The sequence below is a fragment of the Micromonospora sp. 15K316 genome (assembly GCF_004348525.1).
Classification (GTDB): Bacteria; Actinomycetota; Actinomycetes; order Mycobacteriales; family Micromonosporaceae; genus Micromonospora.
In genome coordinates, this window is the sequence record NZ_SMKG01000044.1 from 1 (window position 1) to 25,441 (window position 25,441).

24 protein-coding genes and 1 pseudogene are annotated in these 25,441 nt (G+C 73.3%); 14 read left to right on the plus strand and 11 right to left on the minus strand.

The genetic code is table 11. From position 1 onward, the window contains the following. Positions 1–418: MFS transporter (locus E1211_RS33895; RefSeq protein ID WP_371686150.1), on the minus strand; the 418-nt coding region annotated here is incomplete at its 3' end. Between E1211_RS33895 and E1211_RS12080 the strand changes: the two genes are divergently transcribed. Beyond that, positions 305–874, plus strand: coding sequence for a TetR/AcrR family transcriptional regulator (locus E1211_RS12080; protein WP_371686149.1), 570 nt, complete (start codon positions 305–307; stop codon positions 872–874). The genes E1211_RS33895 and E1211_RS12080 overlap by 114 nt on opposite strands. An 84-nt stretch (positions 875–958) precedes the next feature. On the opposite strand, the gene E1211_RS12085 is transcribed toward E1211_RS12080, so the two are convergent. Both E1211_RS12085 and E1211_RS12090 read right to left on the minus strand, forming a co-directional pair. Next, positions 959–1,465, minus strand: a complete 507-nt coding sequence (locus tag E1211_RS12085) for a GNAT family N-acetyltransferase (protein ID WP_132348481.1) — start codon at positions 1,463–1,465, stop codon at positions 959–961. Then, positions 1,462–1,677, minus strand: coding sequence for a biotin/lipoyl-binding carrier protein (locus E1211_RS12090; protein ID WP_120679319.1), 216 nt, complete (start codon positions 1,675–1,677; stop codon positions 1,462–1,464). The genes E1211_RS12085 and E1211_RS12090 overlap by 4 nt, the downstream gene beginning before the upstream one ends. A 251-nt stretch (positions 1,678–1,928) precedes the next feature. Between E1211_RS12090 and E1211_RS33900 the strand changes: the two genes are divergently transcribed. Then, on the plus strand, positions 1,929–2,003 hold the full coding sequence (locus E1211_RS33900; protein ID WP_369700219.1) for a 50S ribosomal protein bL37: 75 nt from the start codon (positions 1,929–1,931) through the stop codon (positions 2,001–2,003). A gap of 112 nt (positions 2,004–2,115) precedes the next feature. Here the strand turns inward: E1211_RS33900 and rsrA are convergent, their stop codons facing one another. The 5 genes from rsrA to E1211_RS12115 form a co-directional block, all read right to left on the minus strand. Next, positions 2,116–2,403 (minus strand): mycothiol system anti-sigma-R factor, encoded by a 288-nt coding sequence (gene rsrA / locus E1211_RS12095; protein WP_120679316.1) that lies wholly within the window; start codon positions 2,401–2,403, stop codon positions 2,116–2,118. Between the two features lies 1 nt (position 2,404). Beyond that, positions 2,405–3,217: a sigma-70 family RNA polymerase sigma factor gene (locus E1211_RS12100; protein ID WP_132348483.1), complete on the minus strand. Its 813-nt coding sequence runs from the start codon at positions 3,215–3,217 to the stop codon at positions 2,405–2,407. 428 nt (positions 3,218–3,645) lie between these two features. After that, a complete protein-coding gene (locus E1211_RS12105; protein WP_207915345.1) occupies positions 3,646–4,290 on the minus strand; it encodes an alpha/beta family hydrolase in 645 nt (214 codons plus the stop codon). Positions 4,291–4,368: 78 nt separating this feature from the next. Then, positions 4,369–4,761: a WhiB family transcriptional regulator gene (locus E1211_RS12110; protein WP_132348487.1), complete on the minus strand. Its 393-nt coding sequence runs from the start codon at positions 4,759–4,761 to the stop codon at positions 4,369–4,371. Positions 4,762–4,959: 198 nt separating this feature from the next. Beyond that, on the minus strand, positions 4,960–5,667 hold the full coding sequence (locus E1211_RS12115; RefSeq protein ID WP_132348489.1) for an SOS response-associated peptidase: 708 nt from the start codon (positions 5,665–5,667) through the stop codon (positions 4,960–4,962). Positions 5,668–5,759: 92 nt separating this feature from the next. On the opposite strand from E1211_RS12115, the gene aroA reads away from it, so the two are divergent. From aroA to E1211_RS12135, 4 genes and pseudogenes are all read left to right on the plus strand, one after another. Continuing rightward, the gene (gene aroA, locus E1211_RS12120) at positions 5,760–7,061 is read left to right on the plus strand and encodes a 3-phosphoshikimate 1-carboxyvinyltransferase (RefSeq protein WP_132348491.1); all 1,302 of its coding nucleotides are present in this window, start codon (positions 5,760–5,762) and stop codon (positions 7,059–7,061) included. 118 nt (positions 7,062–7,179) lie between these two features. Further along, on the plus strand, positions 7,180–8,160 hold the full coding sequence (rsgA, locus tag E1211_RS12125; protein WP_243709507.1) for a ribosome small subunit-dependent GTPase A: 981 nt from the start codon (positions 7,180–7,182) through the stop codon (positions 8,158–8,160). 28 nt (positions 8,161–8,188) lie between these two features. Next, on the plus strand, positions 8,189–9,007 hold the full coding sequence (gene hisN, locus E1211_RS12130) for a histidinol-phosphatase (protein WP_132348495.1): 819 nt from the start codon (positions 8,189–8,191) through the stop codon (positions 9,005–9,007). 59 nt (positions 9,008–9,066) lie between these two features. Next, positions 9,067–10,016: pseudogene (locus E1211_RS12135) on the plus strand (hypothetical protein). On the opposite strand, the gene E1211_RS12140 reads toward E1211_RS12135, so the two are convergent. Further along, complete coding sequence (locus E1211_RS12140; protein ID WP_132348499.1) at positions 9,974–11,173, minus strand: glycosyltransferase; 1,200 nt, start codon at positions 11,171–11,173, stop codon at positions 9,974–9,976. The pseudogene E1211_RS12135 and the gene E1211_RS12140 sit on opposite strands and share 43 nt — an antisense overlap. Positions 11,174–11,403: 230 nt before the next feature. On the opposite strand from E1211_RS12140, the gene E1211_RS12145 reads away from it, so the two are divergent. The 4 genes from E1211_RS12145 (at position 11,404) to E1211_RS12160 (ending at position 14,490) form a co-directional block, all read left to right on the plus strand. Then, positions 11,404–12,405: an SDR family oxidoreductase gene (locus E1211_RS12145; protein ID WP_132348501.1), complete on the plus strand. Its 1,002-nt coding sequence runs from the start codon at positions 11,404–11,406 to the stop codon at positions 12,403–12,405. Beyond that, entirely contained in the window at positions 12,402–13,178 is a 777-nt protein-coding gene (locus tag E1211_RS12150; protein WP_132348503.1) for an ATP-binding protein, read from the plus strand. The genes E1211_RS12145 and E1211_RS12150 overlap by 4 nt, the downstream gene beginning before the upstream one ends. Positions 13,179–13,280: 102 nt before the next feature. Next, on the plus strand, positions 13,281–13,853 hold the full coding sequence (locus E1211_RS12155) for a DUF5709 domain-containing protein (RefSeq protein ID WP_132348505.1): 573 nt from the start codon (positions 13,281–13,283) through the stop codon (positions 13,851–13,853). Between the two features lie 175 nt (positions 13,854–14,028). Continuing rightward, positions 14,029–14,490, plus strand: coding sequence for an ATP-binding protein (locus tag E1211_RS12160; protein WP_132348507.1), 462 nt, complete (start codon positions 14,029–14,031; stop codon positions 14,488–14,490). Between the two features lie 36 nt (positions 14,491–14,526). Here E1211_RS12160 and E1211_RS12165 read toward each other — a convergent pair whose 3' ends face one another. Then, positions 14,527–15,465 (minus strand): ribose-phosphate pyrophosphokinase, encoded by a 939-nt coding sequence (locus tag E1211_RS12165; protein WP_132348509.1) that lies wholly within the window; start codon positions 15,463–15,465, stop codon positions 14,527–14,529. Positions 15,466–15,591: 126 nt separating this feature from the next. Here E1211_RS12165 and glpK point away from each other — a divergent pair, with 126 nt between their 5' ends. From glpK to E1211_RS12185, 4 genes are all read left to right on the plus strand, one after another. Further along, positions 15,592–17,076 (plus strand): glycerol kinase GlpK, encoded by a 1,485-nt coding sequence (gene glpK, locus E1211_RS12170; RefSeq protein WP_132348511.1) that lies wholly within the window; start codon positions 15,592–15,594, stop codon positions 17,074–17,076. Between the two features lie 166 nt (positions 17,077–17,242). Beyond that, positions 17,243–18,919: a right-handed parallel beta-helix repeat-containing protein gene (locus tag E1211_RS12175; RefSeq protein ID WP_132348531.1), complete on the plus strand. Its 1,677-nt coding sequence runs from the start codon at positions 17,243–17,245 to the stop codon at positions 18,917–18,919. Between the two features lie 122 nt (positions 18,920–19,041). Then, entirely contained in the window at positions 19,042–20,277 is a 1,236-nt protein-coding gene (locus tag E1211_RS12180; RefSeq protein WP_132348513.1) for a type VII secretion protein EccE, read from the plus strand. Beyond that, positions 20,274–21,296 (plus strand): hypothetical protein, encoded by a 1,023-nt coding sequence (locus E1211_RS12185; RefSeq protein WP_132348515.1) that lies wholly within the window; start codon positions 20,274–20,276, stop codon positions 21,294–21,296. Before E1211_RS12180 ends, E1211_RS12185 begins: the two co-directional genes overlap by 4 nt. A 45-nt stretch (positions 21,297–21,341) precedes the next feature. Here the strand turns inward: E1211_RS12185 and eccCa are convergent, their stop codons facing one another. Further along, positions 21,342–25,292, minus strand: coding sequence for a type VII secretion protein EccCa (gene eccCa / locus E1211_RS12190; protein WP_132348517.1), 3,951 nt, complete (start codon positions 25,290–25,292; stop codon positions 21,342–21,344). Between the last annotated feature and the right edge of the window lie 149 nt (positions 25,293–25,441).

The window sequence follows — 25,441 nt, forward strand, 5'->3', positions numbered from 1 at the left end:
CCCCTGACCCCACCCCCACGCGGCTGATCATGAAGTTGTTGCCGTGACACGCCGAGGCGAACGGCAACAACTTCATGATCGCGCCGGGGTCAGGCGACGGGGGCGTCGCCATGACGCCGACCATCAGGCCGCCCGCGCCGAGACCCTGGACCGCCCGGAAGGCGATGAGCTGGACCATTCCGTCGGCGGGCCCGCCGAGGAGGCCGGAACCGGCCATGCCGCAGAGCGCCGAGCCCACCAGGAAGATGACGACCGAGGTGAGGAAGACCGACTTGCGCCCGTAGAGGTCGCCGAACGGCTCAACGTGACGAAGGCCGCCCTCTACTACCACTTCAAGAGCAAGGACGAGATCGTCTCCAGCTTCGTGCAGGACCGGCTGGAGCGGATCGACTCGCTCGTCGCCTGGGCCGACGCGCAGCCGGCCAACCGGGACACCCGGCGCGAGCTGATCGCCCGGTACGCCGACGCCATGTTCACCGACGACCACCCCTCGGTGATGCGCTTCTTCGAGCAGAACCAGACGGCGCTCAAGAGCCTGACGGCCGGGCAACAGATGCGCGGCCGGATGATGCAGCTGGCCAGCGCCTCCGCCGCGGCGACGAATCCCCGGCGGCGCAGCTGCGCGCGGCGCTCTCCCTCTTCGCCGTGCACAGCAGCTGGTTCGCCGTACGGACGCCGCACATCACCGACGCGGAACGCCGGAAGATCGCCCTCGAGGTGGCCGACGAACTGCTCGCGCGGATCGGCGAGCCGGAGCGAGTCGGCGGCGACGCCTAACCACCCGACTCGGGTCGCCGGTATCTCGGGCAGTCCGGTCCGCGTGATGCCCCGACGTCGAGGAACCCGAGTCGATCACCGGGCGTTCCCGGGGTGAACGGCCACCGTTGCGGCTCGGCCCCGGCCGGATGCGTCAGACCGGGCCGGGCCGGGCCGCGCCGGGCACGTCGGCCGGGAGGCGTCAGGGGCGGGGCAGTTCGAGACGGAGGGCCAGCAGCTCGACCCCCGGCAGCGGCGACCAGTCCTTCTCCGGGACCCGGACGAAACCGAGCCGCTCGTAGAGGCGCCGCGCCTGCTCGGCCATCCCGTGGCGGACGCAGATCACCACGGCCGAGCAGCCGAGCTCGGCGGCCCGCTCGATGCACGCGCGGGCCAGCGCGGCGCCGGCGCCGAGCCCCTGCGCCGCGGGGTCGACGGCGAGCATCCGGAACTCCGCTTCGCCGGGACCGGCGAGTTCGGCGTACCGGCTGCCGGGCAGCACGAAGGTGACCGAGCCGAGCACCCGGCCCGCCGCGTCCTCGGCGACCAGCACCGTGCCGTTCTCCGCCCGAGTCGGCACGTCGGCCAGCACCGCGCCGTAGCCGTTCTCCCCCTTGAGCTGCCCGTCCGCCTCGTACGCGGCCACCGTGAGCCGGGCGATCGCGGGAAAGTCGGCCGGCGTGGCCGGCCGGACGAGCAACCCCGTCAAGCGATCACGGCGATCAGGTCGCCGTCCTGCACCACGTCGCCCTCGTTGACCGCGAGCTGCTGGAGGATCCCGTCGGACTCGGCGACGACCGGGATCTCCATCTTCATCGACTCGAGGATCACCAGCGTGTCCCCCTCGGACACCGAGTCGCCCTGCGACGCGACGACCTTCCAGACGTTCGCCACCATCTCGGCGCGAATCTCCTCGGCCATCTCCCCGGCCCTCCCCTCTCGTGGTTACCTGACGACGTATCCAATCATGCGGCCGGCAGGTGTGAGAGCGGCGCGGCCGGGCACCCACCCCGGCCCGGCCGAGTCGGGCGACCCACGTGCTCGACGCCCCGGCGCGGCACGGGCCACGTGGGCCGCACTAGCATCAGCGGGTCGGACCCGGTGCCGGGCGACCGGTGGGTGCACCGGCGCCGAGGTCGTCAAGCCGGATCCGACCATCAAAGGAGGTCACCATGGCGAAGAAGGCTCGCAAGAAGAAGGCCCGCAAGAAGAGCGGCGCCAACCACGGCAAGCGCCCCAACTCCTGACCTCGTGGCGGGCGAGCCCGCCGACGACCAGTCAGCTCCCCCGGCCCCGGGCCGGGAACGCCGGTGGCCCGGGTCGACGATCGACCCGGGCCACCGCGCGTGTGAAGGTTTCTCAGTCGGCGAGTTCGCGCGACTCCGTGCTCTCGAAGACGACCAACTCGGTGAGCTTGACGCGCAGGCGCTCCCGCAGCTGCTCCGGCGCGGTCTCGTTGCCGCAGCAGCGCGCCACCAGCGCCCTCACCTCCTGCTCGATGCCGTACTCGCGCAGGCACGGCCCGCAGTCGTCGAGGTGGTGCCGGATCAGCGAGCGCCTGTCGTCGGCGCACTCGAGATCCAGGTAGAGGTAGACCTCGGCGAGCACCTCGCGGCAGTCCGTCTCGTGCGGCTCTCCACAGCTCACGTCACACCTCCCGGCCGGCGGGAGCGGTCGAGCCCTTGGTGGCGGCGCTGAAGCCCCGCTCCTTGGCATACTGCTCCAGCAGCTTGCGCAGATTACGCCGACCACGGTGCAGACGCGACATCACCGTGCCGATCGGCGTACCCATGATGTCGGCGACCTCCTTGTAGGAGAAGCCCTCGACATCGGTCAGGTAGACCGCGAGGCGGAACTCCTCCGGCAGCTGCTGGAGGGCCTCCTTGACGTCGCTGTCCGGCAGCCGGTCCAGCGCCTCGGTCTCGGCCGAACGCAACCCGCTCGAGGTGTGCGACTCGGCCTCGGCGAGCTGCCAGTCGGTGATCTCGTCGGTCGGCGCCTGCACCGGCTGGCGCTGCCGCCGACGGTAGGAGTTGATGTAGGTGTTGGTCAGGATCCGGTAGAGCCAGGCCTTCAGGTTGGTGCCCTGCTCGAACTGGTGGAAGGCCGCGTACGCCTTCAGGTAGGTCTCCTGGACCAGGTCCTCGGCATCCGCCGGGTTGCGCGTCATCCGCAGCCCGGCAGCGTAGAGCTGATCGACGAATGGCATCGCGTCCCGCTCGAAGCGGGCCCTGCGCTCGTCCGTCTTCTCGGTCGTCAACCGCACGTCCCCTCGCGTCGGATGCTTTCCCGCCGAGGATACGCGCACGGGCGTGCCCACAGATTCACTTCCGGCCGGTGTGCTCGTGCTCACCGCGGCCGTTCCGCCCGACGTGGCGGGCCATTCCGGTCCGGCGAGCAGCCGGCGTAGCTGTCGCACGTCCCGGTCGTCCCGCTCCCGGCTCCGTGTCTCGATCGGCACCCCGGTCCCCCCTCCGCGAAGAAAAGTCGTCCCGGGGGTAGTAACGCGGGTGTGGGGTGGAGCATTCCGAACGCCGCCGCGTGATCGACCCGGGCGCGGCAGGTCGGTGCGGTCCCGGCGAGGTTCGGGCGGTCATCGTTCGCCGCCCGTCCCCTTTCCTGGTCCCGGCGTCGGCGCGGCCGGCGCTGGGACCAGGAAGGGCCTGGGAGGATGGTTCCGCCGCCCGAACCGGACGTTCGGCACCATCCGATGCAACGACCCTCCTCGGCCGCCGGAAACGGCCCGTTCGGCACGCGCGATCCCCGTCGCACGTCCGCACCCGGGCTGCGACCGCCGGTCCGGACCCGCCGGTCCGCAGCGCCCCGCAGGTCGGTGACGCCCTACGCGCCCGCCGGGTCTGCGGCCCGGTCCGCCGGGCCGCCCGCACGTCAGCGCCCGGCCCAGCCCTGTCCGCGCAGCCAGTCCCGCACCACGGCCGCCACCCCGGCTGGATCCTTCCGCAGGTCGTGCACCTCCCCGGGCCGGGTCAGCACGGTCACGCCGGGGCTCGCCTCGGGCACACCGAACGGGTCCCGGTCGCCGTTGACCACCAGGGTCGGCAGCCCGGTCAGCAGCTCCGCCGCCCGGGACCGCTCCGGCCGACCCGGCGGGTGCAGGGGAAAGGCGAGGGCCACGATCCCCGCCGCGCCGACCGCGCCCGCCGTGCGGCAGGCCACCCGGGCGCCACTGGAGCGGCCGCCCACGAGCACCGGCACGGCCCGATGCCACTCACGCAGCACGGCGAGCACCGCCGTCCACGCCTCGTCGAGGTGCCCGGCGGGCGCGGGCGCGCGCCGGCCGGCCACCCGGTACGGCTGGGTCACCCGGACGACGCCGACGCCGGCGGCCACCACCGCGTCGCGTACCGCGAGCAGATCCGGGGCGTCGACGTCGCCGCCCGCGCCGTGCCCGAGCACGAGCAGGGACGCGGCCGGGCCGGCCGGCAGGTCGGTGTCGAGCCGGGCCGGCCCGCGAGGCGTAGTGATCTCGTCGTGCTGCGTCACCGACCCATTCTCTGCCCTGCCGACCGGCATTACGCCGGGACCTTCCGCGTCAGCCGCAGGCCGGCCGACCCGACGGCAGGGAATCCGAGCCGGTCGGGGCCGCTTCGCTCAGCTGAGCGGGACGAGGGTGAGCAGGCGGTCGCGGACCGGCGGACCGGCCTCCTCGGCGGCCTCCGGATCCGGTTCGACCTCGGCACGCCAGGCGACCAGCATGGCCCGGCGCTCGCGGGGCGTGGTCGCGCCCCACACGCCGTGGCAGTCGCCGACCTCGAGCGCCCAGGCGAGGCACGAACCCTGCACCTCGCAGCTGCGGCAGAGCGCCACCGCCGCGTCCGCGGGCTCGTTCGGCGCGGGAAAGAACGTCTCCGGATCAACTGTCTGGCAGGTTCCTCTGGTCCGCCACGCCTCGTCCTCACGTCGCTCGCGCAACGCGCGGAGCAGACGTGGATCTCGACGTGCGGCAGCAACCTCGTGCGGGCGGGGCATGCGCGCCCGGGTCATTCACCCACCTCCCCCGTGGGACCGGCAAGATCGATGGGTGTCATCCGCCCCCTGCGAATCGACACTCACCACCGGCGCTGTGTTCTACCGCACTTCCGGAGGGGGTCACAAGGGGCTATCGGGAAGATGGCTGAACGGCCGGGAGACGTTTCACCCGTAACACTGGCAAATCGGTACGCGACAATGCGCAAGCCGCGATCAGAACAGGGTCGGCTCCGCCACGTCGACGACGGGGACGAGCGGCACCCGCGCGGTCAACCGCGGACCGTCGTTACGGACGTCACCGACCGCCGGGCCGACCGGACGGACCTCCAGCCCGGCGAGCCACTCGGGGGCCGGCGGGACGAGCAGCGCGGCCGGATCGTCGGTGGAGGTCAGCCAGGACGCCCAACTCTCCCGGGGCAGCAGCAGCGGCATCCGGTCGTGCACCTCCGCCAGTTCGCCGAGCGCGGCGGTGGTGAGCACGCTGAAGGTGAGCCGCTCCCCGTCGCCGGAGCCCCAGGTCGACCAGATGCCGGCGAAGGCCAGCACCGAGCCGTCCCTCGGCGTCATGTAGTAGGCCTGCCGGCCCTCCGGTGAGCGCACCCACTCGTACCACCCGTCGGCCGGGACCAGGCAGCGACGGCGGGCGAAGGCGCCGGCGTACGCCCGGCTGGTCGCCACCGTCTCGGCGCGTGCGTTGATCATCCGCGCGGCCCCGGCGGCGCTGCGGGCCCAGTGCGGCAGGAAACCCCAGCGGCCCACGGCGAGGGCGCGATGCCCCTGCGGGCTCAGCCGCACCAGCGGGACCGGGTCGGTGGGCGCGACGTTGTAATCCGGGCCCACCTCGCCGCCGGTGTCGTCGGACGACTCGAAGACGGCGCTCAGCTCGCCGGAGCTCCGGGTCGTCGCGTACCTGCCACACATGTCCCACACGCTAACCCGCCGGACGCCCGGCCGGCTGTCCCGACTAACGGGCGGCCGGCGTCACCGGCCGGCGGACACGGCAGAATGTAACCGTGGGGAATCTGACCGCGACCCGGCCGCTGAAGCCGTGGACGGCACCGACCGCCTCCGATCCGGTCGCGGCCACGCTGCGCCTGCCCGGATCCAAGTCGATGACCGCCCGCGCGCTGGTGCTCGGCGCGCTGGCCAACGGTCCGTCGACGCTGGCCGGGCCGCTACGCGCACGGGACACCGAGCTGATGGCCGCCGGCCTGCGCGGCATGGGCGCGCACATGTCGATCAGCGACGACGAACGCTGGCTCGTCCGACCGCACCGGCTCGTCGGCCCCGCGCACGTCGACGTCGGCCTGGCCGGCACGGTGATGCGCTTCGCGCCGCCGGTCGCCGGGCTGGCCGACGGCCGGATCACCTTCGACGGCGACCCGCAGGCCCGGACGCGACCGCTCGGCCCGCTGATCGGCGCGCTGCGCTCGCTCGGCGTGCGGATCGACGTCGCCGGTCCCGACAGCCTCCCGCTCACCGTGCTCGGCGTCGGCCGGGTCGCGGGCGGCGAGGTCGTGATCGACGCCTCCGCCTCCAGCCAGCTGGTCTCCGGCCTGCTGCTGGCCGCCCCCCGCTTCGACCGTGGGGTGGTGGTCCGGCACGTCGGCCCGCCGGTCCCCTCCGCACCCCACCTGCGGATGACCGTGCAGATGCTGCGCGCCGCGGGCGCCGCCGTCGACGACACCGTCCCGGACGTCTGGACTGTCGAGCCGGGGCCGCTCGCCGGGCGCGGCTGGCAGATCGAGCCGGACCTCTCCGGCGCCGTGCCGTTCTTCGCCGCCGCCCTGGTCACCGGGGGCGAGGTCACCCTCAAGGGGTGGCCGCACAGCAGCGCCCAGCCGGTCGAACGGCTGCGGGAGCTGCTGCAGCTCATGGGCGGCGAGGTGACGCTCTCCACCGACGGGCTCACCGTACGCGGCACCGGCGCGGTGCACGGGCTGGACGCGGACCTCTCCGACGTCAGCGAGCTGACCCCGGCACTGACCGCGCTGGCCATGCTGGCGGACTCCCCGTCCCGGTTCACCGGGGTGGCGCACATCCGCGGCCACGAGACCGACCGGATCGCCGCGCTGGCCCGGGAGTTCACCGCGCTCGGCGCCGACCTCACCGAGTCCCACGACGGGCTGCACATCCGGCCCCGCCCGCTGCGCGGCGGCACGTTCCGCACCTACGCCGACCACCGCATGGCGCACGCCGCCGCGGTGGCCGGGCTCGCCGTACCCGGCATCGAACTCGACGACGTCGCCTGCACCTCGAAGACCATGCCCGAGTTCCCGGCACTATGGTCAGCGATGGTGACGGGCAAGAGCTGACGACGGAGGGGCGGTCCTGGCGACCAGACGGCGGGAGTACGACGAGGAGGACGTACGGGTCCGACCCGGTAGGTCCTCGCGCCCGCGTACCCGCACCCGCCCCCGGCACGCCGACGCGGTGGAGGGTTTCGTCATCGCCGTGGACCGGGGGCGCTACACCTGCGTGCTCGACGACGCCGGGCCGCGGGCGGCCACCGTCACCGCGATGCGCGCCCGCGAGCTGGGCCGCAAGTCGGTAGTGGTCGGCGACCGGGTGGCTCTGGTCGGCGACACCTCCGGCGCACCGGGGGCATTGGCCCGGATCGTCCGGATCGCCGAGCGGTCGTCGGTGCTGCGCCGCACCGCCGACGACGACGAGACCACCGCCGAGGGGCGGTTGGAGCGGGTGGTGGTGGCCAACGCCGACCAGTTGGTGATCGTCAGCGCGCTGGCCGACCCGCCGCCACGCACCGGCTTCATCGACCGCTGCCTGGTGGCCGCGTACGACGCGGACATCGAGCCACTGCTCTGCCTCACGAAAGCCGACCTGGCCGGGCCCGAGACCGTGCTCGACTACTACGCCGAGCTGGAGCTGCCGTACGTGCTGATCCGGCCCGACTCGGAGCTGGACGCGCTGCGGGCACTGCTCGCCGGGCGGGTCTCCGTCATGGTCGGGCACTCCGGGGTCGGCAAGTCGACGCTGGTCAACCGGCTGGTCCCGGAGGCGGCCCGGGCGGTCGGCACGGTCAGCGCGATCGGCCGGGGCCGGCACACCTCGACCAGCGCCGTCGCGCTGCGGCTGCCGCCCACGCCGGGCGGCGACGAGGAGCCCGGCTGGATCATCGACACGCCCGGCGTGCGCAGTTTCGGGCTGGCGCACGTCTCCGCCGACAGCCTGCTGCACGGCTTCCCCGACCTGGTCGAGGGGACGGTCGACTGCCCGGCCAACTGCCCGCACACCCCGGACGCCACGGAGTGCGGCTTGGACGCCTGGGTGGCCGCCGGCAAGGCCGACCCGCGCCGGCTCGCGTCGTACCGCCGGCTGCTGGCCTCCCGGGCCGGCGACAGCGACCCGCGCGGCGAGCCGGAGTCCCGTGGCGAGCCGCCCGGCCTCGGTTGACGCGGGCCCGGTCGGCTAGGTTGCCCGCATGACCGGGTACGCCGACGACCTCGCTCTCGCCCACACCCTCGCCGACGCCGCCGACGCCATCTCGACGGCCCGGTTCCGGGCGCTGGACCTGCGGGTGGAGTCGAAGCCCGACCTGACCCCCGTCTCGGACGCGGACACCGCGGTCGAGCGGAGCATCCGCGCCCTGCTGGCCGCACACCGGCCGGCCGACGGCCTGCTCGGCGAGGAGTACGGCGCGCAGCCGGCCGCCGGGCCGGACGGGCGGCGCTGGGTGATCGACCCCATCGACGGCACCAAGAACTTCGTCCGCGGCGTGCCCGTCTGGGCCACCCTGATCGCCCTGCTGGAGGGCGACCGGCCGGTGCTCGGGCTGGTCTCCGCCCCGGCGCTGGGACGCCGCTGGTGGGCCGCCGCCGGGGCGGGCGCCTGGGCCGGGCCGGACCGGGACAGCGGCGAACCGATCCACGTCTCCGCGGTGCGGGACCTCGCCGACGCCAGCTTCTGCTACTCCTCCCTGACGGGCTGGGAGGCTGACGGACGCCTGGACGCGATGCTCGGCCTCATGCGGGACTGCTGGCGCAGCCGCGCGTACGGCGACTTCTACGGCTACATGCTGCTGGCCGAGGGCGCGCTGGACGTGATGGTGGAACCGGAGCTGTCGCTCTGGGACGTCGCGGCGCTGGTCCCGATCGTGCGCGAGGCGGGCGGCACGATCACCGACCTGGCCGGCACGCCGGCGCCGGCGGGCGGCCCCGGCACCGAGCACAGCGCGCTGGCCAGCAACGGCGGCCTGCACCCCGACATCCTCGCCCGGCTGGGTCGACCAGCCGAGCGCTGACCGTCGTCTACCTCTATCCTCGCCAGGTGGTCTCCTCGGGCTGGTGCTTCCTCGCCGCCATGATCGTCGCGTACGGCGTCGCCAACCTGCTCCAGTCGGTGGCCGCCGCGCGTACGACGGTGCACCACACCTTCGATCCGGGGCTGCTGCTGCGGCTGGCCGGACATCGCACCTACCTGATCGGCGTGGCCTGCCAGCTCGGTGGCTTCCTGCTGGCCTTCCTGGCCCGCCGCGACCTGCCCCTCTTCCTGGTCCAGTCCAGCGTGGCCGCCGGGCTCGGCGTGACCGCCATCCTCGGCGTGGTGGTGCTCAAGTGGCGGCTGCCGGCCGCCGAGGTGGCGCTGCTGGCGCTGCTCTTCGGCGGGATCAGCGCGCTGGTGCTGGCCGCCCGCCCGGCGCCGTCGCGACAGCTCGGCGCGGGCGCCGTGCTCGCCCTGCTGCTGGTGCTCGGTCTCATCGCCGTCCTCGGATTCTTCGCAGTCCGGCTGCACGGGGCACCCGGCTCGGTGGCCCTCGGGTCGCTGGCCGGGCTGGCGTTCTCCGCCGCGGCGGTGGCCGCCCGCCCGCTCGCTTCCGCGCCGTCGGCGGAGGCGTTCGCCCGCAACCCGCTGCTCTACCTGCTGGTGGCCCACTCGGTGGTCGGGCAGCTGCTGCTCGGCCTGGCCATGCAGCGCGGCTCCACCACCGCGGCGGTGGCGGCGATGGACGCGGCCGGCGCGGTGCCCGCGGCGATCGTCGGGTTGCTGCTGCTCGATGACAAGATCTGGCCCGGCCGGGAGTGGTTGGCCGCCGTCGGCTTCCTGGTCACCCTCGCCGCGGTGATCGGCCTGACCCGGTACGCCGAACCGCAGCACCAGTACCCGGTGGCCCGGGCGCAGGGACCCGCCATGGCCGGCGTCGGCCGTCCCCGCTGACGCGCAGACCCGCCAACGGCGGCCGTGACGGACGTTCCGCCGCCGGCACGGCTCACGCCTCGACCGGCTTGCGCAGCCCCACCACCCGCTCGTAGAGGCGCTCCAGCGCGGCGGCCGTCCGCTCCCAGGTGTAGCTGCACCGCACCCGGTCCACGGCCGCGTGCCCGTACGCGAACCGGCCCGCGTTGTCCGCGAGCAGCCGTCGCAGGGTCACGCCGAGCGCGCGTACGTCGCCCGGTGGGACCAGCCGCCCGGTCACCTCGTCCACCACCGCGTCGGCGATCCCGCCCATCGCGTAGCCGACCACGGGCACCCCGCAGGCCATCGCCTCCAGCGAGACCCGCCCCGCCGAGGAGTAGTGCGGGGTGCAGGCGACCACGTCCGCCGAGCGGTACCAGGTGGCCATCTGGTCGTGCGGCACGGCTCCCACCAGGTGCACCTGATCGCCCACCCCGTTCCGCTCGGCCAGTTCCCGCAGCCGGCGCGCCTCGGCGTGGTCGTTCAACTGCTCGGCGGGGGGCCCGCCGGCGATCACCAGCTCGGCGTCGCCGACCAGCCGCATGGCCTGGATGAGGTCGTCGTGTCCGTGCCCGGGGGCGAGTCCGCCGACGGAGAGGATCCGGGCCCGCTGGTCGCGGGGCGCGGCCTCGCCGTCGGGATGGAACTGCTCGACGTCGACCCCGGTCGGCACCATGGCGACCGAGGTGCGTTGCAGCCCCATCCGGGTCAGCTCGTCGACCTCGTCGTTGCACTGGGCGACCGCGACGTCCACCGCCCGGGTCAGCGCCCGCTCCAGGGGGATCCGCTCCCCCGGACCGTCGTACGCCCCGCCGAGATGGCGCAGCTGCTCGATGCCGAGCGAGTGGAAGGTCTGCACGACCGGGATGTCCGTCTCCCGCACCGCGTGCGCCGCGGCCAGTCCACCGACCCAGTAGTGGCCGTGCACCACCTCCGGCGGCTCTTCGCCGGCCCAACGGTCGGTCAGCCAGCCGCCGAACTCCGCCACGTAACGGATGAGCTCGGCCGTGGGCAGCGGCTCGGCCGGCCCGACGGGAACCCGTTCGACCTGGTAGCCGTCGAGGTCGAGGGTTGCCGGCAGGTCCGGATCGTCCCGGCGTTCGTAGACCCGGACGTCATGACCTCGTGCGGCGAGTTCCGCGGCGACCCGTGCGATGTGTTGATGGGTGCCGACGGTCGGGCCGTCGGTCGTCCTGGACGGGTCGGCGTGCGCGCAGACGAGGCCGACGCGCATGGGTCACCTCCATGCGATGTGTCCAACGGTGGTCCTCCCGGTCAGAGGGTCCCATTAACCACGGCCCGAGAAGCCGAAACCTGGCAGATCAGGAAGAGCCCGGCAGGTCACCCGGAAACTTCCGCCACGAGGCCACCAGACGTCTCGGACATCGCCCTGTTGATCGCTTTCGTGGCGATCCGGTGGTCTTCCTCGGCATGACCGGCCCCGGGCGGGGGTACGGGCGAGGAATGCCACTCACGCGCAGCCTCGACGCCGCCACCGTCGTGATCACTGGCGCCTCCAGCGGCATCGGCACCGCCACCGCGTACGCGCTGGCCCGGCGCGGTGCCGCGGTGGTGCTCGCGGCACGGAGCGAGGCCGCGTTGGTGCGGGTCGCGCAGCGCTGCCAGGAGCTCGGCGGCCGGTCGCTGGTCGTACCGACCGACGTCACCGACGCGACCTCGGTCGAGCGGCTCGCCGAGCGCGCCGCGACGGGGTTCGGCCGGATCGACGCATGGATCAACAACGCGGCGGTGAGTGGCGTCGGGCTCTTCGACGAGATCCCGGTCGCCGAGTTCCGCCGGGTGCTGGAGGTGAACCTGCTCGGCGCGGTGCACGGCATCCGGGCGGCGCTGCCCCACCTCAGCGCCGCCGGGGGCGGGGTGGTGGTCAACAACGCCTCGGTCCTCGCCGAGGTGGCGATGCCCTACCAGTCGGCGTACAACGCCACGAAGCACGGCCTGCGCGGCCTGGCCGACACGGTCCGCCAGGAGCTGCGGGTCACCGGACGGGGCAACATCTCGATCTGCACGGTGCTCCCGGCCACCGTCGACACCCCGTTCTTCCGGCACGTCGCCAACCACAGCGGGCGGGAGGTGCTGCCACCGCCGCCGGTCTACCCGCCGGAGATGGTGGCCGCGACGATCGTGCGCCTGCTGCGCCGGCCGCGCCGCGAGGCGTACGCCGGCACCGCGGCGCGGCTGATCGGGCTCCAGTGGCGGCTGGCGCCGGCGCTCGCCGAACGCACCCTCGGCTGGTACACGCACCGCACGCAGTTCGGGCCGGGCGTCCGGCTGGAGAGCACCGGGAACGTCTTCCGGGCCGACGCCGACGGCCGACGCGACGGCGGCTGGCACGGCCGGCGCCGGCAGCTGGTCCGGATGACCGCCGCCTTCGGACTCGCGGCGGCCGGCACGGCGGTCGGCACCATCGCCGCCCGGTCCCGCCGGGCTCGGACGGAGCGCGCATGAGGCGGACGGGGCGCCCGACGACCGCGGGGAACGAGACGGCTGTCGGTCCTGCGGGCGCGTCCTGCCGGGTCGAGGCCGACGAGTCCTCGGCGGTGGTCCGGGTCGTCGGCGTGCTCGAACCGGCCGGCGCCCCCGCCGTACGCGACGCGCTGCTCACCCGGCTCAGCGAGCGTCCCGGCCCGGTGGTGGCCGACCTGACCGACCTGCGGGTGGCCGATCCGGCCACCCGCTCGGTCTTCGCCGACGTGCAGCGGGAGGTCGTGGGCTGGCCCGCGGCGGGTCTGCTGGTCTGCGATCCCGGTGCCTCGACCGACCGGCCGGATCCGGCGCTGGCCGGGGTGCCCGTCCTGCCCAGTCTGGACGCGGCCCTGGCCGCGCTCGCCCGGTCGCCGATGGCAGCGGTGCTGAGCGCGGATCTCGCCCCGGTTGTCGACTCGGCCCGGCAGGCGCGGGGGCTGGTCACCGAGGGCTGCCGGCGGTGGGGGATGCCGGCGCTCGCCGAGGTGGGCGGCATCGTGGTCACCGAGCTGGTCAACAACGTGGTGGCCCACGCCGGTACGCCGATGACGGTGCGGATCGCGCCGACCGGCGACACCCTGCACCTGGCCGTACGCGACCACTCGCCGGACGCGCCCGCCTTCGCCGGACCGGCCGCCACGACGTCGATCGGGGGCCGGGGCCTGCTGCTGGTGGATGCCCTCGCCGATCGTTGGGGGAGCACTCCCCTGCCCGACGGCAAGCTGGTCTGGTGCGTCGTCACACCCACCCCCTGACCCTTGAGTACCGAGGGGCGTCTAAGCGTTATGCGCCGGTGCGTCGCCTTTGCGGGTCGGCCCAACTGCATGATCGACGGGTCGAGTGGGTAGAGATCCGTCATGCGCGACGACGAGTACCCGACCCCCGTGTCCGACCCCGAGGCGAACGGCCTGCCGGGGACCGCCGACGACGACTCGACCGCGAACGACGACGTGTTGACCGGTCGCGAGGCGGACGGCCCGGATCCGGCCCAGCTCCCCGCCGACCGGGACCCCGTCGCCGTGGACAGCTACGGCATCACCGCCGACGAGCAGCTCGACGGCGAGTCGCTGGACTACAAGCTCCAGCGCGAGCAGTACGAGCGCCCCACCGACGACCCGCTGGCCGGCCCGGTGGATCCCGGCATCGCGGCCGAGGCGGACAGCGAGGAGGCCGCGGCGCAGGCCCAGCTCGACGCCGACGTGATGGACCCGGGCCCGCAGTCGGACCCCGCCTCGCCGGTCTCGCTCTACGACCACGGCCAACTCGGCACCGTGGCGGACGCGCAGGTGGGGCGGATCGTCGAACCGGACGAAGGGACGCACACGGACCAGGAGACCGACAACGTGGCGTACGACGCGGGCTCGGCCGGCGGCGGCGCGACCGCCGAGGAGCTGGCGATCCACGAGACGCAACCACCGCACTCGGTCTGACCGGGCTCGGGGCGAGCCGGCGCGCGGCCGGCCCCCACCCGCAGCGGCAGCTCCGACCCGTCCGGGGGACGCCGCGGCCGTCACACCACCCGGGGCCCCTGGTGCGCACCAGCAAACCCTGACGTACGGTGGAAATGCCGCGAAAAACTCCGAGAGCCGCTGCCGGGGACGGGCCATGACGAACGCCGATCCGCGCGTACCGCGTACCGTTGGGCCCATCGAACCTGCCCTCCTCATCGCCGAAGCCTTCGACCGGGGCCGGGTGACCCAGCTGCGTCACTCGGTCACGTCCTGCGCCCACGAGGCGGGCCTGCGCGACCAGCGACTCGACGACTTCGTGCTCGCGGTCAACGAGCTGATCACGAACGCGGTGCGGCACGGCGGCGGCCAGGGCTCGCTCCGCCTCTGGCGGCGCGACGGCATGCTGATCTGCGAGGTGGCCGACCAGGGGATCGGCATCAGCACCCAGCGGCTGGACGACCGCAGCCGCCCCGAGCCCGACACCGCCGGCGGCTGGGGCCTCTGGCTCGCGCGCAAGCTCAGCGACAGCATGGACGTCGTCAGCGGCGAGACGGGCACGATCGTCCGGATCACCGCCGCGGTCCCCGCCGAGACGCCGGCCGGCCAGCCCGACTGACACCGGCCGGCCGGACCGACAACGGCCGTACCGGGCTCAGCCGAAGAGGGCGCTGACCGACTCGCCGTTGTGGATCCGCCGCATCGCCTCGGCCAGCGCCGGCGCGACCGACAGCACCTCCAGCTTCGGGCCCCGCTTCTCGGCCGGGATCGGCACGGTGTTGGTACAGACGATCTCCCGCACTCCGGGCTGCTCGCTCAGCCGGCCCAGCGCGCCGCTCGAGAAGAGGCCGTGCGTGCAGGCGAGCCTGATCGACTGCACATCCCGCTCCCGCAGGTGGTCCATCAGCTCGATCATGGTGCTGCCCTTGGCGATCTCGTCGTCCAGCACGATGACGTCCCGGCCCGCGACGTCGCCGATCACGGCGCTGATGGTGACCCGATCATCGCTGAACCGTTGCTTCGCGCCGGCCGCGACCGGCGTACCGAGCATCCGGGCGAAGGCCGCCGCCTGCTTGGCGTTGCCCAGATCCGGCGAGACGACCACCGTGTTGCTCAGGTCGTAGCGCTTGAAGTGACCGGCCAGCTCGCGCAACGCGTGCAGGTGGTCGACCGGGACACTGAAGAAGCCGTGCACCTGCGGCGAGTGCAGCGTCATCGCCAGCACCCGGTCCGCACCGGCCGAGGTGAGCAGGTCGGCGACGAGCCGGCCACCGATCGAGATACGCGGGGCGTCCTTCTTGTCCGACCGGGCGTACGCGTAGTGCGGCAGCACCACGGTGATCCGACCGGCCGAGGCGCCCCGGGCCGCGTCGATCATCAGCAGCAGCTCGACCAGGTGCTCCTGCACCGGCGGCACCAACGGTTGGATCAGGAAGACGTCCCGCTCCCGGCAGTTGGCCTGCAACTGCACCTCGAGACAGTCGTTGGCGAACCGGGACACCCGCACCGGGCGGAGCGGCACGCCCAGCTGGTCGCAGATCTCGGCGGCGAGGTCCGGGTGGGCAGATCCGCTGAAGACGGCGATGTCGCGCACGTTTGCACATCGTACGGCCGGGCACCGGACGCGCGGCGCGACGGGCCGGACGAGCCGGCAACGAACCCGGGGCGGACGGGATCGTGGCGGTCGGCGCGACCGCTCCGCTACGGGTACGGTGCTGCCGTGACCGGAGAGTACGTCGCCGCCATCGATCAGGGCACCACCTCTTCGAGGTGCATCGTCTTCGACCGGGCCGGGGAGATCGTCTCCGTGGCCCAGCGGGAGCACCGGCAGATCCTGCCCCGCCCCGGTTGGGTCGAGCACGACGCCGAGGAGATCTGGGCGAACGTCGAGCACGTCGTGCGGAAGGCGCTGCGGAAGGCCGGCACGGACGTCGCCGGTCTCGCCGCCGTCGGCATCACCAACCAGCGGGAGACCACAGTGGTCTGGGACCGGGCCACCGGCCGCCCGGTGGCGAACGCGATCGTCTGGCAGGACACCCGGACCGCTCCGCTGCTGCGCGAACTCGACCGGACGTACGGCGAGCAGCGGTTCCGGGAACGCACCGGTCTGCCGCTGGCGACCTACTTCGCCGGGCCGAAGCTGCGCTGGCTGCTGGAGAACGTCGACGGGCTGCGAGCCCGCGCCGAGGCCGGCGAGGTGCTCTTCGGCACCGTGGACAGCTGGCTGATCTGGAAGCTGACCGGCCGGCACGTCACCGACGTGACCAACGCGAGCCGCACCATGCTGATGAACCTCGCCACCCTCGACTGGGATCCCGAACTGCTCGACGCGATGGGCGTGCCGGCGGCGATGCTGCCCGAGATCCGCAGCTCCGCCGAGGTCTACGCGACGGCGAACGGGGTGCTCTCCGGGGTGCCGGTGGCGAGCGCCCTCGGCGACCAGCAGGCCGCGCTGTTCGGGCAGACCTGCTTCCAGCCCGGAGAGGCCAAGTGCACGTACGGCACCGGCAGCTTCCTGCTGCTCAACACGGGTGCGAGCGCGGTCGCCTCGTCGCACGGCCTGCTCACCACTGTCGCCTACCGGATCGCGGGAGAGCCCGCCGCGTACGCCCTGGAGGGCGCCATCGCGGTGACCGGGTCGCTGGTCCAGTGGCTGCGCGACAACCTGGGCCTCATCTCCACCGCGCCCGAGGTCGAGGAGCTGGCCGGCACGGTCGAGGACAACGGCGGCTGCTACGTCGTGCCGGCCTTCTCCGGGCTCTTCGCTCCGCACTGGCGCAGCGACGCACGCGGAGTGATCGCCGGGCTCACCGGCTACATCACCAAGGGGCACCTGGCCCGGGCGGTGCTGGAGGCGTCGGCCTGGCAGACCCGCGAGGTGGTCGACGCGATGAACGCCGACTCGGACGTGGCGCTGCGCCGGCTCCGGGTGGACGGTGGCATGACGGCCAACGGGCTGCTCATGCAGTTCCTCGCCGACGTGCTCGACGTTCCGGTGGTCCGCTCCCGGATCACCGAGACCACCTGCCTCGGCGCCGCGTACGCGGCCGGCCTGGCGGTCGGCTTCTGGCCCGATCTGGCCGCGCTGCGGTCGCAGTGGCGTTCGGACGCCGAGTGGACGCCCCGGATGGAACCGGCGCACCGCGACCGTGAGCTGCGGAACTGGCGCAAGGCCGTGCAGCGGACCCTGGACTGGGTCGACTGACGCCCACCGGCCCGGCGGGCCCACGGGGTGCGCGAGGCCGCCGCATCGATGCGGAACGCCTCCTTCACCATCTGACACTGCCGCCGACGTCGCCGGGCGACCGGTACTCTTCGAGCCGGACGCCTCAGTGCGTTCCGGTCCGTCCCTTCCACGACCGAGCGGGGCCATCGTGCGTGTGCTGACTGTCTCCCCTGACCGACCCGGCGCCTGTCCGACCATTTCGGACGCGCTCGAGATCGCACCGGAAGGCGCGGTGGTCTCGATCGAGCCCGGTGTCTACCGCGAGGCGCTCCGGCTCGCGGGTCGGCGAATCACACTGTCGGCCGCGGGCGAGGCCGGCTCGGTGACGATCGACGGCGAGGCCGCCGGCCAGCCGACGATCGGCTGCGCGGGGGGTGAGGTGGTCCTCCAGGGCCTGGTCGTGAAGGGCGCCGACCACCCCGCCGTCCAGGCCGCCGGTGGTCGCCTGCGGATGGAGAAGTGCACGGTCGGGGCGGGCTACGCCGCCGCGGTGGCCGTCGGCGACGGCGCCCGGCTGGACGCCGTCGAGGTGACGGTCACCGGCGGACAGCACGGCCTCGTCATCTCCGACGCCGGCGGCACGATCGAGCAGTGCGAGATCCGGGACGTCGCCGAGGACGGCATCATCATCCGGCTCGGCGCCGATCCGACCATCCGCAACTGCACGGTGGTCAACAGCGGCTTCCGCGGCATGTACGTCTACCAGGCGGCCCGTCCCACCATCGAACGCTGCGACATCTCCGCCACGGGCGACGCGGGCATCGTGGTCGCGCTGCAGAGCGGTCCGACGATCGTGGACTGCTGGGTGCACGACACCCCCGGCGTCGGCATCGACGTGGGCCGCGGCTGCGGCGGTGTGGTGGAGGGCTGCCGGACCGAACAGACCGCCCAGCCGGGCGTCCGGATCGCCGAGGGCGCGACGACAGTACTCCGCGAGGGCGAACCGGGCGGCGGACGGCCGAAGGCCGGCGTCAGCTCGGGCAGCTCGGTCGGGCAGGACGAGCAGAAGGTCGACGAGCTCCTCGGCGAGCTCGACTCGATGATCGGCCTGGAGGGCGTCAAGGCGGAGGTCCGCTCGCTGATCGACGAGATCCAGGTCAACGAGTGGCGACGCGGCGCCGGCCTGTCGGTCGGCGCGGTCAGCCACCACCTCATCTTCACCGGCGCTCCGGGTACCGGTAAGACGACAGTGGCCCGGCTCTACGGTCAGCTGCTCAAGGCCCTCGGGGTGCTGCCGAACGGCGAGTTCCGCGAGGTCGCCCGCCGCGACCTGGTCGGCCAGTACATCGGACACACCGCGGAGAAGACCTCCTCGGTCTTCAACGAGGCGCTCGGCGGCGTGCTCTTCATCGACGAGGCGTACACCCTGTCCCGCGCCGGGAGCACCGGCGGCGACTTCGGTCAGGAGGCGATCGACACGCTGGTCAAGCTCATGGAGGACCACCGGGACCAGGTCGCCGTGATCGTGGCCGGTTACACCAACGAGATGGCCGCCTTCCTGGACGCCAACTCGGGTCTGGCCTCCCGGTTCGCCAAGACGCTGGAGTTCGAGAACTACAGCCCGGAGCAGCTCGTCGAGATCGTCGGCCGGATCGCCCGCAACGACGACTACGTGCTGCTCGACGGCCTCACCGACGGGCTGCTGGAGTGGTTCGGCCAGATCGACCGGGACCAGAACTTCGGCAACGCGCGCGAGGCTCGGAAGCTGCTCGAGGGAATGCGCAAGGCCCAGTCCGGGCGGCTGCGTGCGCTGGGCCGGATGCCGAGCCGGGACGACCTGCGCACCCTGGTGCTGGAGGACCTGCTCGTCGCCACCCGGTGACGCCCGTACGTCTTCCGGGTTCAGCAACCCACGGGCCCCGGGCGAAGCAACGGGGTTCCTATGATGAGCAGAGCCCGCGGGCGGACCACACAAGTCAATGCGTCTGGAGGTAGCAGCCGGAGATGACCGGAGCACCACGACCAGTACGCCCCGACACCCGACCCGACGGCTCCGCCGAAGCCCCGCGACTTCGGGCCCGCCGCCGCCCGGGCCGGGTCGGCGAGGTGCACGTACTGCAACTGTTCATTCTCGAGGCGGTCGTGCTGGGCATCCTGGCCAGCGGGCTGATCGGGACGGCCGTGCTCATCGGCACCGCCGTGCTCGGCGCCCTGGTGCTGACCGTGACCTTCCTCCGGTCCCAGGGGCGCTGGTGGCTGGAGCGTCAGGTCATGGCCCGCCGGCACCGACGCCGGCAGAGTGCCGGGGCGCCGGTCGCCACCGATCCCCGCCTCGGGGTCCTGCATCGCCTCGCCCCCAGCCTGTCGGCGGAGAACGTCGCGATGTCCGACGGCAGCGTGATCGGTGTGGCCCGTGACGACGCCGGGTGGTTCGCCGTGGCTGCCGTCGTCCCGCCGGAGTCCGGCGCCGGGCCGGCCCCCGGGCTGCCGCTGGACCTGCTGGCCGCCGCGCTCACCGAAGCCGGCCAGCAGGGTGCCGTGCTCCAGGTGGTGACCAGCACGGTGCCGCCGAACGGCGCGGAGACCGGCCCCACCACGCTGGCCAAGGAGTCCTACCGCCGGCTGCTGGCCGGTCTGGACGCCCCGGTCGTACCCTCGGAGCGGACGACCTGGATCGCGGTCCGGCTGAACACACGCTCCCTCGCCGAGGCGCTCTCGGACTACGCGGTCGACCTGAGCCTCGCCCCGTCCGTGGTGGCGGCGCTGGCCCGCCGGGTCGGCAAGTCGCTGCGCCGGGTCGGGGTCGTGCACCAGCTGTTGGACGCCGAGGCGTTGGTCGCGGCCCTCGCCCAGTCCTGCGGGTTCACCCCGGAGACCCCCGCCGGCGCTGAGCAGGTCCGCGAGGAGTGGTCCGCCTGGCAGTACGGCGCGCTCGCGCATCGCTGCTTCTGGATCCGCCAATGGCCGGCGGTCGACCGGATCGGCCCGCTCCTCGGATGGCTGGACACCATTCCCATGTCGATGGTGACCGTCTCCTTGACCCTCACCGCGAACGGCGCGGACGAGGACTTCGACCTGCGCGGGCTGGTGCGGTTGACCGGCCCGGCGCAGACGCTCCCCCAGCTCTCCGGCGCGGTCGCCGACGGGGTGGGCAAGGCGGGCGGGGAGTTCTTCCCGCTCGACGGCGAGCACGGCCCGGCGGTCTACGCGTCGGCGCCGACGGGAGGTGGCGCGGGATGAGCCAATCCGGCAACAAGGGGCGCGCGGCGGTACCCAGCACCTTCGGCGGGTCGCCGGGCAGCTCGGCGCACCCGGGCACTGCCGCGGCGGCGGCCCCGCCGCCAACCGCCGCTCAGCCGGCCCCTGCGGCGGTCGAGAACCCCTCAGTGGTCGCGGCGCCATCGGCCGGTGGCGAGGCGGGCACGACGGCCACCGCCCTGGCGACGGCCCGCGGTGACCGCCTCAGCCGGGCCGTGGCCAAGCCGCTCGCCGCGGCCCACGGAGATCCGGCCCGACCCACCGTCCCGCCCAGCCATCCCTTCGAGGCCGAACCGGGGGCGACTCACGGGGGACCGGCCGGACGCCTGCCCCGGCTGCGAATCGGCACGCACGCCATCTCGTCGGCGGCCTTGTCCCAGCTCAGCCCGGCCCGGTACGCGGCCGGTCTCGTGCTGGGCGCCGACCGCCGACGGACACCTGTCACGGTCCGGATGTTCCACCCCGAGCCCGCCCGGATCGCGCTGGTCGGCGGCGTCTGGGCCGGTCAGCTCGTCGCCTTCCGTGCGTTGGCCCTGGGGGCACGGGTCACCGTGGTGACCGCCGAACCGGCGGTGTGGAACGGCCTCGGCCCCGCCGCGCTGGGTCGGGTCGACGACCAGGTGGAAATCCGTACCGCGCCGGGCGCCGTCCGGCCGGCCAGCGCCCGACGGCCGACCCTGCTGATCCACGATGTGCCGCCGGCCGCCCTGAACACCGCGCTACCGGAGCAGCCGTGGCAGACCCGACTCACCATCGTGCGGCGGCTCGAACCCGCCGCGTGGCCGACGCTCAAGGCGAGCGGGCTCTGCCTGCTGCAACGACTGACGGCGGCCGAGTCCTCGCTGGCCCAGCACGCCCTGCGGCTGCCGCAGGACAGCGCCCGGTTCCTCCAGGTGATGGCGGACGACATGCTGACCATGGTCGGTGTCGGCGGCGACCGCCACCTGTGGCTGCACCAGACCGACGTGGAGCACCAGGTGCTGGGGCCGCCCCGCCGTTGAGCGAGAATGGACCGGGCCGGCGATGCGGGCCCGGTCCACCCCGGTTCACTGGTTGGGCGGCAGCCAGGGCAGCTGGACCAGCTGGGAACCGCCCCGTCGGGTGAAGAGCCATCCCCGACCGGCGGGCAGCCGCTGCGGCTTCATGTTGCCGAAGAGCGCGCCCTCCTCGCGCGGACCGGACATCATGATCGCCGGCGAGGCCAGCTCCCTGATCCGACCGATGACCGGGTCGAACATGGCCCGACCCGCGCCACCGATGCGGCGGGTGAGGATCAGGTGCAGGCCGATGTCCCGCGCCTGGGGCAGGAACTCCAGCAACGGTCCCAGCGGGTTGACCGACGCGCCGGCCACCAGGTCGTAGTCGTCGACCAGCAGATACAGCTCCGGGCCCTTCCACCAGGAGCGGTTGCGCAGCTGCTCCTGGGTCACGTCGCGGCCGGGGAGCCGTTCCTTCATCACCGTGACGACCTGCTTCACCAGATCGGTGGTGACCTGCTGCGAGGTGCCGTAGCCGATCAGGTGCTCGCTCTCCACCGAACCCAGCAGGCTTCGCCGGAAGTCCACCAGGATCAGACGCGCCTCGGCCGGGTCGTTGCCCGTCACGATGCTGCGAGCCAACGTGCGCAGGAAGGTGCTCTTGCCGCACTCGACGTCGCCGAAGAGCAGCAGGTGCGGCTCGGCGCCGAAGTCCAGCCGGACCGGCTGCAGGTTGGTCTCGGCGATGCCGACCGGGATCACCCCGCCCTGCGCGGCGGGCAGCGAGTCGTACGGCAGCTCGGCCGGGAGCAGCCGCACCGGCGGGGCGCCGGCCGCCGTCCAGTTCTGCTGGACCTGCTTCACCAGGGCGCCGAGGGCGTCCGGCAGGTCGTCGGTCTCCTGCCGGCCGTCCACGCGCGGCAGACCGGCCAGGAAGTGCAGGCCGTCCGGGGTGAGACCGTGGCCGCTCTGCTCGGGCACGTTGACCGCGGCCCGCCGGTTGATGACCGAGTCGGCCGGCTCGCCGAGCCGCAGCTCCACCTTGGTGCCGAACATGTCACGCACCGCCGGCCGGACGTCCATCCACCTGTTCGTCGCGGCGAGGATGTGGATGCCGTACCCGAGACCCCGGTTGGTCAGCTCGGTGACCAGAGGCTCCAGGTCCTCGAAGTCGGAGCGCAGGGTGGACCAGCCGTCCACCACCAGGAAGACGTCGCCGAACGGGTCCTGCCGGAACCGTCCCTCGCGGCGGGCCCGGCGGTAGCCCGCCGCACCCTCGATGCCCTCCGTGGCGAACAGGGCGTCCCGCGCCTGCATCAGGCCGTGCAGCTCGGCGATGGTGCGACGGACCTTGTCCACCTCACGCTTGTTCGCCACACCACCGACATGGGGCAGGCCGCTCAGCGCGGCCAGCGTGCCGCCGCCGAAGTCCAGGCAGTAGAACTGGGCCTCACGCGGAGTGTGGGTGAGCGCGAGGCTCGCCACGAGCGTACGCAGCACGTTGCTCTTGCCGGTCTGCTGCGCGCCCACCACCATCACGTTGCCGGCCGCCCCGGACAGGTCGATCCAGAACGGGTCGCGGCTCTGCTCGAGCGGCTTGTCGACGATCCCGGCGACGCCCTGCAGCGCGCTGTGCCGCTCCTCGGCGGCGACCGCGAAGCCCCGCTGCGGGATCGGCACGATCGAACCGAGGAGCTGGTCGAGGGTGGGCGGCTCGTCCAGCGGCGGGAGCCACACCTGGTGGGCCGGGGCACCCCGCCCCTCCATCCGTTCGACCAGGACGTCGAGCAGGCTCTCCCCGACGAACTCCTCGTTCGGCGCCTCCGGCGTCTCGTCCGGCTCCTCGTCGGTGGCCATCGGCACGTAGTCGGTGCCGTACTCGCGTACCGGGTCGATCTGCCGGCCACCGACGGTCGGTACGCCGCTGTGGTGCCGCACCGCGCCGGAGACGTACGCGGCCTTGAACCGGACCAGGCCCTCGGTGCCCGCCTTCAGGTAACCGTGTCCGGGCGAGCGGGGCAGCTCGTACGCGTCGGCCACACCGAGCACCGCGCGGCTCTCCATGGAGGAGAAGGTCCGCAGGCCCAGCCGGTACGACAGGTGCGTCTCCAGCCCGCGCAGCCGCCCCTCCTCCAGCCGTTGCGAGGCGAGCAGCAGGTGCATGCCGAGCGAACGGCCCACCCGGCCGATCTGCACGAACATGTCGATGAAGTCGGGGCGGGCGCTGAGCAGCTCGCTGAACTCGTCGACCACGAGGAGCAGGCTCGGCAGCGGCGCGAGCGGCACACCGGCCGCCCGGGCCCGCTCGTAGTCCCGCTGCGAGGCGTAGTTGCCGGCCCGGCGCAGCAGCTCCTGCCGGCGGGTGATCTCACCCTGGATGGCGCCGAGCATGCGGTCCACCAGGAAGAGCTCCTCGGAGAGGTTGGTGATGACCGCGCTGGTGTGCGGCAGCCGGTCCATCGCCGCGAAGGTGGCGCCACCCTTGAAGTCGACGAGCACCAGGTTGAGGATCTCCGGGCTGTGTGTCACCGCCAGGGCGAGCACCAGCGTGCGGAGCAGCTCGCTCTTGCCGGAGCCGGTGGCACCGACCAGCAGGCCGTGCGGGCCCATGCCCTCCTGGGCGGACTCCTTGAGGTCCAGCTCGATGGGGCGGCCGCTCTCGTTGACGCCGATCGGCACCCGGAGCCGGTTGCGCGTGGGGCGGCTCGCCCAGCTCTCGGTGAGGTCCAGCTCGTACGGGTCACCGAGGCCGAGCAGCTCGGCGAGGCCCAGGTCGACGTTGACCGCCGGCTGGTCCTGGTAGGACACCGCGGAGAGACGCAGCGGGGCGAGCTCGCGGGAGAGCACCTCGATCCGGTCCCGCTCAAGGCCGTCCGCCTGGCCGACCCGGGTGCTGCCGTCGGCCGTGGTACCGGAGACGCTGCCGTCCGCGGCCACCTCCAGCACCACCGAGGTCTCGTCCAACAGGCGAGGCGGCCGGCTGGTGAGGTCCAGGACCGTCACCCCGGCCAGGCCGCCCTCGGTCATCAGGTGGTCGGCGCCGCCGACGTATCCGCCGTCGATCACGACGAGCACGTAGGGCATCGCCGACTGGGTCGCGGCGGGGTCGAAGCGGGGCCGGTTCGCCAGCACGTCGACGAGCATCGCCTCCAGCGCCACCACTGTCGGCGCGAAGAGCCGGATCGGCCCGACGGCGTCGAGTTTGTCCGGGTGCTGGGCGTGCGGCAGCCACTTGGCCCACTCCCACTCGGCCCGCCGGTCCTCGGCGACGCAGAACGCGACGAGCAGGTCCTCGGGGGCGTGGAAGGAGGTCATCTGGGCCAGCATCGCGCGGACCAGGTCCGGCACGGAATCGCCTTCGCCGCGCAGGTAGACGTGCGAGAAGTCGCGCAGCGCGATCGCCACCGGCAGATCCGGCACCACCGAGTAGGTCGAGACGAAGCGGCGCAGCGCCAGCGCGCAGAGCGGCTCCAGCTCGTCCACCGGCCGGGCCTGCGGCGGCACCAGGGGGGTCGCCACCTCCTGCGGCCCCAGCGCGATCCGCACCACGCCGAAGTCGGCGTCACCGCGGCGCCGCTCCCACAACCGCCCGCTCGTGACGGTGGACCAGAGCGCGTCCGGGTCCGGGTGCCGGTAGTGCAGGGCCTCCCGCTGCTGGCGGATGGTGGCCCGTACCTGCGCCCGGAGCTGAGCCAGTCGGCGCATGTACTGCCGGCGGGACTCGATCATCTCCTTCTTGCCCGGGCCGGACTGGTTCACCACCATCACGGCGATCATGCCGAGGATGGAGACGCCGTACATCCCACCGACCACATAGGTCATCACGCCGCCGCGCTGCATGCCCATCATCAGGCCCATCGCGGCGGCACCCGCCGCCATCGGCAGGATCATCAACATGCGGGTCCAGCCACGGCCACCCGCGACGGGCACCTCGGGCGGGGGGTCGAGCAATACCTCACCGGTCGGCAGCACGGGCGCCGGCCGACGGGGCGGCCGTTTGACGACCACCAACGACGACATCTGCCAGTCCCTCCCACCACATTGGCCGACAGCGGCGCCAATCCTATCGGCCGTTCGTCATGTGCAGGGACCGCTGCCCATGGACGGACGGACGTCGGCTTCGATCCCGTCGTGTTACGTTGACCGGCGCGGAGGCCGAGGAGCGACCG

What these genes read in the sequence shown, in the direction of transcription:
- E1211_RS12090 (WP_120679319.1), bottom strand. Translation starts at nt 1,677, where the DNA reads ATGGCCGAGGAGATTCGCGCCGAGATGGTGGCGAACGTCTGGAAGGTC.
- E1211_RS12115 (WP_132348489.1), bottom strand. Translation starts at nt 5,667, where the DNA reads ATGTGTGGCAGGTACGCGACGACCCGGAGCTCCGGCGAGCTGAGCGCC.
- E1211_RS12105 (WP_207915345.1), bottom strand. Translation starts at nt 4,290, where the DNA reads ATGCCGGTCGGCAGGGCAGAGAATGGGTCGGTGACGCAGCACGACGAG.
- E1211_RS12150 (WP_132348503.1), top strand. Translation starts at nt 12,402, where the DNA reads ATGAGGCGGACGGGGCGCCCGACGACCGCGGGGAACGAGACGGCTGTC.
- E1211_RS12145 (WP_132348501.1), top strand. Translation starts at nt 11,404, where the DNA reads ATGCCACTCACGCGCAGCCTCGACGCCGCCACCGTCGTGATCACTGGC.
- E1211_RS12140 (WP_132348499.1), bottom strand. Translation starts at nt 11,173, where the DNA reads ATGCGCGTCGGCCTCGTCTGCGCGCACGCCGACCCGTCCAGGACGACC.
- E1211_RS12155 (WP_132348505.1), top strand. Translation starts at nt 13,281, where the DNA reads ATGCGCGACGACGAGTACCCGACCCCCGTGTCCGACCCCGAGGCGAAC.
- E1211_RS12180 (WP_132348513.1), top strand. Translation starts at nt 19,042, where the DNA reads ATGACCGGAGCACCACGACCAGTACGCCCCGACACCCGACCCGACGGC.
- eccCa (WP_132348517.1), bottom strand. Translation starts at nt 25,292, where the DNA reads ATGTCGTCGTTGGTGGTCGTCAAACGGCCGCCCCGTCGGCCGGCGCCC.
- hisN (WP_132348495.1), top strand. Translation starts at nt 8,189, where the DNA reads ATGACCGGGTACGCCGACGACCTCGCTCTCGCCCACACCCTCGCCGAC.
- E1211_RS12185 (WP_132348515.1), top strand. Translation starts at nt 20,274, where the DNA reads ATGAGCCAATCCGGCAACAAGGGGCGCGCGGCGGTACCCAGCACCTTC.
- E1211_RS12110 (WP_132348487.1), bottom strand. Translation starts at nt 4,761, where the DNA reads ATGACCCGGGCGCGCATGCCCCGCCCGCACGAGGTTGCTGCCGCACGT.
- E1211_RS12160 (WP_132348507.1), top strand. Translation starts at nt 14,029, where the DNA reads ATGACGAACGCCGATCCGCGCGTACCGCGTACCGTTGGGCCCATCGAA.